This window comes from Bacillus cereus group sp. MYBK14-1 (genome assembly GCF_051916885.1).
GTDB classification, from domain to species: domain Bacteria; phylum Bacillota; class Bacilli; order Bacillales; family Bacillaceae_G; genus Bacillus_A; species Bacillus_A cereus.
Genome location: NZ_JBQAHM010000008.1, coordinates 226,757 through 238,512, shown reverse-complemented (window position 1 = coordinate 238,512; position 11,756 = coordinate 226,757). Strand labels below are relative to the sequence as shown.

The window sequence follows — 11,756 nt, the reverse complement described above, 5'->3', positions numbered from 1 at the left end:
GAGTTAGCTCGGCTGTCTTAGGACGAATTCGTTAGCTATCAAAAGTAACGACTAACCGAGAAGCCCCCACTTCAAACAGTCCGTTAGGACGTTAAGTGGCGGGTAGTTCACGCTAGTAGACTTTTTATCTTGTTCAGTGGCTTTCGCTTTGCTTGACTCTTCTGTCTTTGCTTCTTTCTTTGGTGGATCTTGAATCGTATCACCCCCCCTAATAACATAACCGGAATCGCTAATGTGATTAGTTTCTTCGATTTCATACGTCATCCCCCTCGTTAATAATCGTTGTTATTTTCTTCTCTGCTTACCTTTTTAGGATTTAATTTATGAATACGGAATCCACTTTCTGTATCATCATTTAAATTCCTTTCTACTTTCTTCTCTGCTTTACGTTTCGCATCAGGGAAATCTTTATCTATTTCATCAAAAATCGGTTGCCATGTGCTCAGTACGTCTATAATCATATCATTGGCTTTGTCGAATCCCTCAGGTAATTTGTTATCAGGATATAACGGATTTTGCGCTCTCATACCAAAGTCTACAATGAGTTCTAAAGCTTCTCTTAACTTTGATACACCTTCTTCGAGTAAAGGATAGTTTGATTCGTACTTTCCGATTGGCACCAGGTTAAGTATGTAGTTTAGTTGCATATCAACCAGTTTTGATTCTTCTCTTGTGTAGTTCACGGTAGCACTACGCTCATTAATTGATTTTTCCATCCCCTTACCTAGTCAATTTGATACTGAAGTCGGGCATAGATTTCGTATAACTGATACGGATATCTTTCTTCCGTTACCGTTACTTTTTCTTTTTCTTTCTTTTCATAGACTGTTTCATTGTCCCCTTTCTTCTTGTCTTTCTTGGTTTCTTCTTCAGTCTCTATACCCTTGTACTTGTCATTTTCTTTCTTCTTCATTTCCTCTTCATACTTTAATTGTGCTAACGCCATTCTTAGCTGTTTCTCAATTTGTTCATCGCTATAATGCAACTGTTTCATGTCTTTTATCATCTTATCTGCTTTAAACTCTTTATCTACTTGTCTGAACTCTGATTGTGTAAGTCCATATGTTTCGGTTGTACAACCTGCTAATAACATAACAGGTAAGGTTAATGTTACAAGTATCTTTGCTTTCATTTTCTGCTACCCCTATAAAAAGCAGCAACTATACAGTTGCTGCTTCTAAAATTTCTTTTTGTATTTCAACACGCTTAACTTGGTGGGGGGCTTTTGAAAGAATTGTAAAAGCATATCCTTCACTAAATAACGTTTGTCCTTCCTGGATATCATAATTCTGCATTAGAATCCAACCACCAATTGTATCAACATCACTATCATTCATATGTAATCCTAACAAATCATTTATTTCACTAATACGCACTTTACCTTCTACGACAATATGATCATTATTCATTTGTTGAATTGATGAAAGCTCATCACCATCATATTCATCACGGATTTCGCCTACAATTTCTTCTAGTATATCCTCAATTGTTACCAAACCAGCTGTGCCACCGTATTCATCATATAACACAGCCAATGGAATACGTTTCATTTGCATTTTTAATAATAAATCATGTATTGGTATGGTTTCTATTGCTTCAATTACTGGACGCGTATACGAGGAAATAGAATTAAATTCTTTTGATTCATTACTTATATAACGAATCAAGAAATCTTTCACATTCACCATGCCGATGATTTCATCTTTGTCTTCTCCAAATACAAGGTAGCGTGTGTACTTTTCATTACGGATTATATTTATATGATCCGCTAAAGAATTCTCTACATGAAGCCCTATAATTTCTGTACGAGGGACCATTATTTCTTTTGCAATACGATTATCAAATTCAAAAATATTATTTACATATTTATATTCAGCTTGATTAATCTCTCCACGTTCATAACTTTCCGAAAGAATCAATCGTAATTCTTCTTCTGTATGTACGACATCATGCTCTGATGCTGATCTTAAACCAAATAGTCTTGTTATCATCCTTGCAGAGCCATTCAACAATCGAATAAACGGATACATGATTTTGTGGAACCAGATAAGCGGAGCTGAAAGCAATAAAGTAACCTTCTCAGCCTTTTGAATCGCAAATGTTTTGGGTGCCAATTCACCAACTACAACATGTAAGTACGTCATAAAAGTAAAAGCAATTCCTAAAGATAATACACCTGCAATGGAAGGGTTGATATTCCACTTATCAAATAAAGGATATAAAAGTCTCTCAATGGTTGGTTCACCTAATGCCCCTAGTCCCATTGCTGTCACTGTAATACCTAATTGACAAGCCGACAAATATTCATCCAGGTTTGACGTTACTTTCTTAGCTGCCAACGCACCCTTCTTTCCTTCTAATACAAATTGATCAATCTTTGATCCTCTTACTTTTACAATAGCAAACTCAATTGCCACGAAAAACGCGGTACATGCGACTAAAACCGCTACCATAATTAAATTAAATATGTCCAACTAATCCCCTTAGTTTTGTAAAAACTAAAGGATTCACCTCCTAATATATTTTCACTTTCCCTACTTACTATTTATTAACTGCGTGTAATATAAGATTGTTTACAATCTACATTCTCAAAATAATAAGAGGTACTCTAAGAAAATCGAGGTTATTTAGCCAACTATCCGAGTCAACGTCTGAGTCCAATACATATCCACCGCCTAAATTAAATTATCTATATGTTAGCATAGGTAATAAATTACAGTCAACACTTATATTTCAAATACTTAGAAAATGATTTAAAGAACTTCCCTCCCATCATTTTCTTCCTGTACTACCTAATGTAGATAACACTGTTTATAACCTAAACACTCCAACTACATTAGGCCGCTACCTCTCTCTTTCATTCTGCGTATTTTTAATTCATATAATAAAATATTTTTTCAAAAACCACTTCATAAAAGAACGTAAGTTCGTGTATAATAAGAACGGATGTTCTTGTTGTTAGGAGGAATTATGATGTATGACTATTCAATTTTACCGAATAGAATCATTTTATGTGTTGATCTTCGTAGCTTTTATGCTTCTGTTAGTTGCATCAAAATGGGATTAGACCCACTTCATACAAAATTAGCTGTAGTCGGTGATGTGAATAGGAATGGGTCCATTGTTTTAGCCGCAACTCCACCTTTAAAAGCAATGGGAGTAAAGAAGTTGGCAAGGCTATACGAGATTCCTCGGCAAAAAGATATCCTTATTGTGAATCCAATTATGGGAACCTATATTAAGTGCTCCAATTACATAACGAAGTTAGCTCTACAATATGTTCCTATTGAAGACTTTCATCAATACAGCATCGATGAATTTTTTATGGATATTACCGATAGCATCCATCTATTTGCCCGAAATCCAAATGAATTTGCATTACAGTTTAAACGTGAAATATATGAACACACACGAATTGAATGCACAATCGGGATTGCACCTAACCTATTGATGAGTAAGGTAGCTTTAGATATTGAAGCAAAGAAAAATAAAGACGGAGTCGCTTATTGGACATACGAAGATATACCTACAAAATTATGGAGCATACGGCCGCTGAGTAAGTTTTGGGGTATTTCGCATAAAACAGAAACAAAATTAAATCAAAAAGGAATACATTCTATTGGAGATTTAGCTAATTATCCTCTTAAATATTTAAAACAAAGCTTCGGTGTGATTGGAGAAGAATTACACTTACATAGTAATGGGATTGATTTTAGTCGAATTTCAGAGAAATATGTTCCGGTTACAACTTCTATAGGAAAAAGCCAAATTTTAATGCGTGATTATACAATAGAAGAATTTCCAATTATCCTACTGGAACATACCGAAGAAGTTTGCTATCGATTAAGACAACAAAACAAACTTGCTCGAACCGTTCATTTCTCTGTTGGTTATAGCAAGGATAATGCAGGTGGCATTAGAAAAACACATAGTTTAAGCCGTCCTACAAATTTAACAATGGATATTTATCATATCTGTACATACTTTTTACATCAGCAATATACTGGTGAACCCATTCGTAGCATAAACATATCCTTAACAAACCTAATTCAAGAAGGGGAAGAACAAATTTCTCTTTTTGATGATGTCACAAAACGAGAACAAGAAGTGAAGTTGACAAAAGTAATGGATGAAATACGCACAAAGTTTGGGAAAAACAGTATTTTACGAGGGATTTCCTACACGCATAGCGCTACAGCTAGACACAGAAACACACTAATAGGAGGACATAAATCATGAGTAACGCCAATATGCCAAAAGGAAGAGGAATGGTCAAATGGTCTCCGTTCGCAGCAATGCCAGAACAATTCGCCGGAATACGTGAAATAATTAAAGAGAAAAATAAAATAGCACGTCCCATTTTAACCTCTGAAGAAAAAGAACTGATTGAGAACATGCTTTTATGTTCCTTATTATCCGAAGAAGAAATACTAATTACATATTATGAAGGCGGCTATTTACTTACTAACTATATGACCATCATTGATATAGATCCGTTAAATAGCGCTATCATATGTACGGATGCTTTCTACAATAAGTTAACACTACAATTTTCGGATATACTGGATGTAAAATAGAATAGATTTAAACGTTTGAATTGTTATAAAGGAGCGTATAAAATGCAAGGGAATCAGATAAGAAAGAATACACCAAGAACAGTTATTCATAACAACATAAATAACTATCCCTATTTAAATATACCTATGATTATTAATGAGAACAGTGGAATAACTTACGAGGTTTTATGCACGGGTTTTCATAATAATGATGCAGTAGCAATAATAACAACGGACGGTTTCACTACAACTAGGGTAAATACACCAATCGTAACAGTAAAAAACGATGATAGTAGTATCCAAGTATTCCGTTTACCCTTAGAATTGGATTATTGGGTGCTTTCATGTATGCGTGATGCTTCAAGGGGAAAAAATCCGTTCCCATGTAAAGTTGCTTTTGGGATCATTGATACTAAATTTCATGTGGAATTCAAGTAAAAAAGGAGTAAATTAATTTGTTCCTTTTTTAATTTCGGGGACATTTATTTTTCTTAAGTTGATGGGCATGTAGCGTTATCCCTCACTATTAAATTTCAAATGCATGAAAATGAGAAAAAGTTTAAAATAATTTATATACAAATGAAATAATCCAGCGAGAGTATCAAACTGTATACAATTTGCCTTTTCACACTAAAAAATGATACTAAGGTCATTGAAAGGCACCTCAGGGTGTCTTTTTCTTAATTCTAATCCGCGGTAACAAATTCATATTTTTTATATAAAAAGCGGAAAAAATATTTTATAATTCTATTTAGATTAATATTACGTTTTTAATATAAAACTTATAGAAAAATGGCGGTGATTGATTTTATGTTTAATATTTCAAAGGGTGCGATGATAGATACAATAAACAATATGATTTACAACATTGCTCTTTATGTCTTTGTATTTATTATTTGCATGTGGATTTTAGTATGTATTGTTCGATTATTTGTAAGGGGATTATCTAGAGTAATACCTATAACGTATACACCTTCGTTGCAATCTAAAGGAAATGGAAAAAGAAAACAAAATAAAAAAAGGAATGCGTCTTATAGAGTTCAATCAGTTGGAAAGAAAGCAAATAAAGTTGTAAATTCTGATTTGGATGATGAAGATGATTTTAACGACTATTATGACGACTACAGTTCCCCTAGCTATTATAGCTCTTCTAATAGTTCAAGTTCTGAAAGTTCATATAGTAACTCCAATTATAACAGCACTTCTAGTTACAAAAATGAAGATTCCTCTAGGTATGATAGTCCTTCTTATAATTCTAGTTATAATAGTAACTCAGATGAAAATGATTACCAATAAAATACTAACTTGCATGATAGTGCATAATCTATTTGTCATAGAAATGCACACATCCATGTATTCAAAATATATTAAATTGCAACAATCATTTTGGTTAGGAATCTTATGCTTAACATTAAACTTAAGATGGTTCCATACGGAGAAAAGCGCCTTTGGTGTCTTTTCTTTGTATGGATCAGTACCAAGCTTCTAATATATTACGTAAGAACTTGACGCTATTTTCAATGGCTCAAAAAATAGACAATGATTTTCACTTCCAACTTCACAAAACAATTTTCCCTTTTTGATTTGCTCTATTTGACAATGTTCATGCAAATTGAATCATTCTATCCACTAAACAAGAAATAATTCTCCAAGAGCTGAATATATCAATCAATAAAGCAATTTTTCATATAATTGATTTCTTGTTTCATCTAAACCTATATCCTTAGACTTCTACGCTTGAAGTATCCTTTACGGATAAAACATTCCTTCACTACTACATCAATTAAATCTTTTCTTGCTGCAGTAGTTTTTCTAATTCATGAAGAAATATATGAGTTTTCTTAACATCCTTTAAGATATCCTCTAGGTTCTCATTTGCTACAAAATCTCTAATAGAATGGTTAAAAACCATTAACCTACCATATCTATGCTCTATTTCTTTAAACCACACTTCTTTTTCCAAAAGCTTAAAATTTTTACGAATGAATTTTTCCCTTTTTGAAGGGATGAACATAAAAAGGCCTCCTAATACATCACCGATTACATCTCCCATGTGAAAACCTCCTTTTTCTCTATTGTAACATTTAGAAAAAAACGATATACAGTAGCATTTCCAATACACTTCAAATAAAGATTCGTTACCAATTAGAGTGAACGGTAGAACTTGCGTTATTGTTTTTTCTTATCTCGACAGAATACGACATCACCATTTACCTTAATTTGGTATAATCATCTGTAGAATTTTACAATTTTCAAAATGGAGGAATTAAACATGTTCAAAAAGTTGAGTACCATTGCATTAGGAAGTGCTTTAGCGATGAGTCTAGTTGCTTGTGATGATTCGTCAAACAAAGCTTCTACAGAAAAGAAAGATGAACCAAAACAAGAGGCTAAGAAAGAAGCAAAACAAGACCAAAAACAAGAAACGAAAAAGGACGATAAAAAGAAGATAACGGTTGCCGATGTGGATACTATTAAAACTGGTGATCCTGTAACTGGTGAAGGCGGAGATAAATACGAGGATCTAGTTGCTAAATATGGCGAACCTGACATCAAATCTGATTCTACAAGTAAAAATGTAAAAACGTATACTGCTAGTTGGAGTAAAAATGCAAAAGGTGGCACAGGAGCTAATTTCACCGTTAGTTTCATTGAAAAAGATGGTCAAAAATTAGCAGTAAGTAAAACTCAAATAGGGATGGAATAAATCCTAGTCATAGAAATCATGGTTATGAGGAAACTTCTAAATCGTGATAAAACAAGCACTCGAATGGGTGCTTGTTTTATCATTTGAAAGTAATGAATCACCGGAAATTCCCGCTTATTAACAAACGATTTATTCTTCTTACATTTACGACCAGACAAAAAACATGCAGTACCCTGTATTTTACGTACTGGAAAAGCAAATTCATAGATACATCCTTTTCAACTTGATATGCTCTGTTCTCATAATATAATTCCGTACTAGATATCTCTGTTTTAGATTCTATATATAACTGGATTCTTTTAATGATTAGATATTGAATCCCGTTTTATTTTCATAAAGTTGTAATGGAGCAACCCCCATTCAACTTATTTTTATATATTTTAGGTTTAGTAGGCAGAAATAAGAATTAAAAATAAATTCAAATTGAAAGAGGTGATCCAAATTATGTTTAAAAATGAGGAAGAGCTACAAAAAGCTTTTGAAGCAGCAAAGGCGACCTTAGCAATTGAGGGATTGACTGTTACAAAGGAAATGGAGAAAGTTATAAAGGATAAGTTACGTGGAAAGATTACTATGGAGGAATTGATTAAACTAGCAGATGATATTGCCAGACGCAAATAAATATTCTGTTACTTTAAAAATCTGTTACCTTGATACTCGCTTTTCACAAAAATAATAATAAAACCATTTTGGAAAGAGATTCAACAAAATGGTTTTTTACTCTTAAATGAGCCTTGCACTTTATAATAACTCTCTTGGAATCCGTTAATAAAACGCCGAAATACAATGTTATTATCTCACCAAAGATAGACCTTACGTTTATAAGACCGTTCCTTCTCACCATCCTTAACCATTGACGCACTACTCGTTCAGTTTCTGTTATATCAACAGTTTATGTAAAAAAGGTGAATCTCCTATTTCACAGTAAAAGATTTTTGAACTGCGCGAAGCTCTTCTTTTGTTAATCGTTGCTTTTTTTCATTAGAAAAGTAAATCTGATAATGAATGTTCTTTACATTCCATTCTATATCATGGCATTCATTCTTTTTATGATTGAATACTTGGCGAGTCTTATCAAATGCATTAATCTCTTGAAAGGACTTTTGCGGATACACTTCTTTCCCTTTTGTTATTTCAACAATTAGTTTCTGATCCTCTTTACTTGAATATACGATGGAAACATGTTCTCCATTTTCATTTGTAACCGTCATCGAATCTACCTTAAATGGTAATTTAGTAGGATATGATACTGGAAAAGGGAGTTCTTTTGGTGCAGTGGCCATGACTTCTTGCGATATTGGATACATATTCACTTCTTTTGCATAACAGCCTGTAAGCATAGTAACAAAAATCAAAATAACGAACGAAAATTTTTTCATTCCATTCCCTCCCCTTTATAACATATGTAACTTTTTTGCATACATTCTCGAATAGAACAGGATAAAAATCTGAAAAATAAAAAATGCCCAAGATAATTCCTTAAGAAATTATCATGAGCATTCTACACGCACATAGTTGGATTGAAGGTCAATTAGTTCATTTTTAAACAGATTTATGCTTTTCACTTCCTACTTTTGACCATAGTAATTTTTTTAGATTCATAGTTCCTGAGATTAACAAGCCACCTATTACTAAAATCGCACCAAATAGATGATACATTGTAATGTTTTCTTTGAGTATTAACCAAGCTAGTAAATAACCAAAAATCGGAGTTAAGAACAAATAGTTGTTCGCTTTTATAGGATCTTTCTTTAATAAATAAAACCATAGTAACATAGACACAATTGAAGTCATCACGACTTGCCAAAATAGACCCATTGCAAAATTCATATCTAAATTGATGTACGGATTTGTATCTAACAAGAAACTTAAAGGAACCGCAAATAAACTACCAAATATGATTTGCCAAGTATTAATGACAAGACGATTGATTTTCATATCATACTTTGTGAAGCACACACTCCCAATCCCCATAGATAACATACCAATCGCAAGTATAATGACACCCGAGACAGTGGCTTGTGTATCTTTTAAATAGGGATATACAACTATGAGTAATCCAAATGCCGCAATACACATTCCAGCCCATTCTTGTTTTGTTACTTTTCTACTTAAAAAAATAGATGACAATAAAGCAACAACAAATGGATTTACAGTGATAAACAAGTTAAACAAACTAGATGATACCAACTTTAGTGATAAGAAACAACAACCTACATACAAAGTAGTATTTAATATTCCTAGTACAACTAATTGTCTCCACTCTACCCCTTTAGGCCATCTGTTAGATCTAATAAAATAAGTAAAGATAAACATAATAAGACCAGCACTAATAAGCCTCGTAGTTGCAAACATTAATGGGGATGAAGATAAAAGCCCAATTTTTGTAGCAATCGCGCCTGATGCCCATAAAATACTAAATAATATACCAATTAAAATCTCCATACATACCTTACTCCTTTTCTACTAAACAAATAGTAAAACAACCGATTTTATCAAAAAATAAAATCGGTTGTTTATGTAAAGAACTATACATTACCTATTTTAAAATCAGACAGTAACTTCTTCCTTCCAATTATCCATACTGAAACGCTCACCTAAATCACGATGTTCTATAATATACGCACGTAAATGTTTTGCTTTCTGAACAATTGCCTGATCACCACTTCTTTCTGCAATCTGATCTAGCCAATCGTAACATTTCGCAACAGGTATATCTTTTTCAAAATGAATCTTAGATAGGAAGAATACAATATCTTTAAAATTGATTCTTGAAATTACTTTAGATAGTGAAGTAATTAACTCCTCTTCAAATGTCTCATCTAGTTCATCGCGTTTGACAATAAATCTTTCTAAATCAGGATTATATGTCTTTTTATCTTTAAAGATATCAGATGGATTAAAATCTCCATCAAATACATAGTCTAGACAAAGGAAAACGCGGCTATCTTTAGAAAAATTAGCAGCTGCATGTCCAATTGCTGCATCAAGGAACCAGATTTCTCCTTTTCTAATACGGAATACCGCTTCTTCATCTGAATGGAAAGCCTTTTCATTATCTTCTAAAGCTAAGAAGACACGGAAACGTTGTTTAGTACTATGAGAAAATTCAACGAAGTCTTTATGTGGAATAACCATCGCATCCACTAAATTACGTGTTCTAACCATCTTTAAATTGTCAAAAGTGAAGTATTCTTCAAGAAGTGAGTTAATGTATGGTAACTGCTTGCCGTACTCCGTTTGTTGGGCTGCATGATCAAAGTCACGATACATCGTATCGTTTTTGTCATTCGAAGCATTCCATAACGAATTATTCATCCAATAACCCGAACTAAATTCATCATACTCCTCTGGTATAACTGGGAAATTTGCGATTGTATCTAAATCTTTCTTTAATAATTCCTCGTTTAAATTAAATTTACCAATGATATAAGATGCCATATTAATTGTTCTCCCCTTTAATTATAATGTGAACATTACTAAACCGCAATATAAGTGACATAATAATCTGATTATGTATTATTTTCAGAATCGAGATTAAAAGATTATTTGCATAGATTAATAACTTATATATTATTTCGAAAAAATAACATACCTTACCTAACATTACATAATAACTTAATGTGCATTTATCAATCGCATTGTTTTTGACATATTCCTGAAATCAAAAATATACAATTCATATTGAGACATATAGTCACAATACCTACATTTTATATTTTTGTCTGTTTCACAAATATGCGGTACATTCAAGTTTTGAACCACTTCCAATACATGCTCTTTGCAAACAAACAAAAAATCACCTTATTTCTATAAAATGAAAATCAATTATTGTAGTTCTTTTTTTACTTAGAAAAAGCCCTTTAAAACAATTTCCAGTCCCGCGCGGATTTACAGAAAATTGAAATCGAAACTACAAACTTAGTATAGGAAAAAAATAACAACAAGTCTACAACTTTTTATTTAAACATTCTGAATTAATAGTCTTAAAGCGGATTTCTATCTCTATAAAACACCGTAACCAAGTCTTCGTTTAGGAATTTGCTGAAAATTTTGTAAATATTTGAGAAATATTAATTATATTTATACAACCAATTATTTGGTGTAGTACCTTACTGTTTGTGACACCACTTTATATTGATACGATATAGTTAATGCACGAACCTATTTTAACCATCCTAAACCAGAATACTTCAACTAGCTTGAGACAAAACGCTAAATGTCTAATCTGCAGCAATACAATGGATATTTCCTAGTCATACGTAATTGAAATTTAGTTACTTCCATCCTTGCCAATATTCAATATTCATGCGTCGAGAAAACATTAACACGCATGAATAATCAGCTGATATATGAATAGGTGAATGGCATTGCCACGAAGGATAAAACAAAATATTTATTGAGTATAATCTTAAATAACTATCAATAAAAATACTTTTAGAATTAGCCCTAATACAAGGAATATAGATATTTATTTTACTTTCAAAGGCTGA

At 32.5% G+C, this 11,756-nt stretch carries 13 protein-coding genes; 6 read left to right on the top strand and 7 right to left on the bottom strand.

Features of this window, described 5'->3' with window-relative positions:
• Positions 1 to 272 precede the first annotated feature (272 nt).
• From ACTFR3_RS20725 to ACTFR3_RS20715, 3 genes are read right to left on the bottom strand one after another with little or no spacing between them, the layout of a single operon-like run.
• Positions 273 to 716 carry a hypothetical protein gene (locus ACTFR3_RS20725; protein ID WP_440044789.1) on the bottom strand — a complete coding sequence of 148 codons (444 nt, stop codon included), beginning with the start codon at positions 714 to 716 and terminating at the stop codon, positions 273 to 275.
• An 8-nt stretch (positions 717 to 724) separates the two neighbouring features.
• Positions 725 to 1,132 carry a hypothetical protein gene (locus ACTFR3_RS20720; RefSeq protein ID WP_259591408.1) on the bottom strand — a complete coding sequence of 136 codons (408 nt, stop codon included), beginning with the start codon at positions 1,130 to 1,132 and terminating at the stop codon, positions 725 to 727.
• A gap of 28 nt (positions 1,133 to 1,160) precedes the next feature.
• Complete coding sequence (locus ACTFR3_RS20715; RefSeq protein WP_440044788.1) at positions 1,161 to 2,474, bottom strand: hemolysin family protein; 1,314 nt, start codon at positions 2,472 to 2,474, stop codon at positions 1,161 to 1,163.
• A gap of 499 nt (positions 2,475 to 2,973) precedes the next feature.
• Between ACTFR3_RS20715 and ACTFR3_RS20710 the strand changes: the two genes are divergently transcribed.
• The 4 genes from ACTFR3_RS20710 (at position 2,974) to ACTFR3_RS20695 (ending at position 5,852) form a co-directional block, all read left to right on the top strand.
• Positions 2,974 to 4,239, top strand: coding sequence for a Y-family DNA polymerase (locus ACTFR3_RS20710; RefSeq protein WP_000272552.1), 1,266 nt, complete (start codon positions 2,974 to 2,976; stop codon positions 4,237 to 4,239).
• The gene (locus ACTFR3_RS20705; RefSeq protein ID WP_000063577.1) at positions 4,236 to 4,577 is read left to right on the top strand and encodes a YolD-like family protein; all 342 of its coding nucleotides are present in this window, start codon (positions 4,236 to 4,238) and stop codon (positions 4,575 to 4,577) included. The genes ACTFR3_RS20710 and ACTFR3_RS20705 overlap by 4 nt, the downstream gene beginning before the upstream one ends.
• 42 nt (positions 4,578 to 4,619) lie before the next feature.
• Positions 4,620 to 4,994 carry a hypothetical protein gene (locus tag ACTFR3_RS20700; RefSeq protein WP_440044787.1) on the top strand — a complete coding sequence of 125 codons (375 nt, stop codon included), beginning with the start codon at positions 4,620 to 4,622 and terminating at the stop codon, positions 4,992 to 4,994.
• A 372-nt stretch (positions 4,995 to 5,366) separates the two neighbouring features.
• Positions 5,367 to 5,852 (top strand): hypothetical protein, encoded by a 486-nt coding sequence (locus tag ACTFR3_RS20695; RefSeq protein ID WP_440044786.1) that lies wholly within the window; start codon positions 5,367 to 5,369, stop codon positions 5,850 to 5,852.
• Positions 5,853 to 6,339: 487 nt separating this feature from the next.
• Here the strand turns inward: ACTFR3_RS20695 and ACTFR3_RS20690 are convergent, their stop codons facing one another.
• Entirely contained in the window at positions 6,340 to 6,609 is a 270-nt protein-coding gene (locus ACTFR3_RS20690) for a hypothetical protein (RefSeq protein WP_440044785.1), read from the bottom strand.
• Positions 6,610 to 6,828: 219 nt separating this feature from the next.
• Here ACTFR3_RS20690 and ACTFR3_RS20685 point away from each other — a divergent pair, with 219 nt between their 5' ends.
• Together ACTFR3_RS20685 and ACTFR3_RS20680 are read left to right on the top strand one after the other, a co-directional pair.
• A complete protein-coding gene (locus tag ACTFR3_RS20685; RefSeq protein ID WP_000473787.1) occupies positions 6,829 to 7,263 on the top strand; it encodes a hypothetical protein in 435 nt (144 codons plus the stop codon).
• A gap of 444 nt (positions 7,264 to 7,707) precedes the next feature.
• A complete protein-coding gene (locus ACTFR3_RS20680; protein ID WP_163051259.1) occupies positions 7,708 to 7,884 on the top strand; it encodes an antitoxin VbhA family protein in 177 nt (58 codons plus the stop codon).
• Between the two features lie 293 nt (positions 7,885 to 8,177).
• Here the strand turns inward: ACTFR3_RS20680 and ACTFR3_RS20675 are convergent, their stop codons facing one another.
• The 3 genes from ACTFR3_RS20675 to ACTFR3_RS20665 form a co-directional block, all read right to left on the bottom strand.
• Positions 8,178 to 8,642 carry a hypothetical protein gene (locus ACTFR3_RS20675; protein WP_440044784.1) on the bottom strand — a complete coding sequence of 155 codons (465 nt, stop codon included), beginning with the start codon at positions 8,640 to 8,642 and terminating at the stop codon, positions 8,178 to 8,180.
• Positions 8,643 to 8,805: 163 nt separating this feature from the next.
• The gene (locus ACTFR3_RS20670) at positions 8,806 to 9,708 is read right to left on the bottom strand and encodes a DMT family transporter (protein WP_440044783.1); all 903 of its coding nucleotides are present in this window, start codon (positions 9,706 to 9,708) and stop codon (positions 8,806 to 8,808) included.
• A gap of 105 nt (positions 9,709 to 9,813) precedes the next feature.
• A complete protein-coding gene (locus ACTFR3_RS20665; protein WP_440044781.1) occupies positions 9,814 to 10,704 on the bottom strand; it encodes an aspartyl/asparaginyl beta-hydroxylase domain-containing protein in 891 nt (296 codons plus the stop codon).
• Positions 10,705 to 11,756: the final 1,052 nt, after the last annotated feature.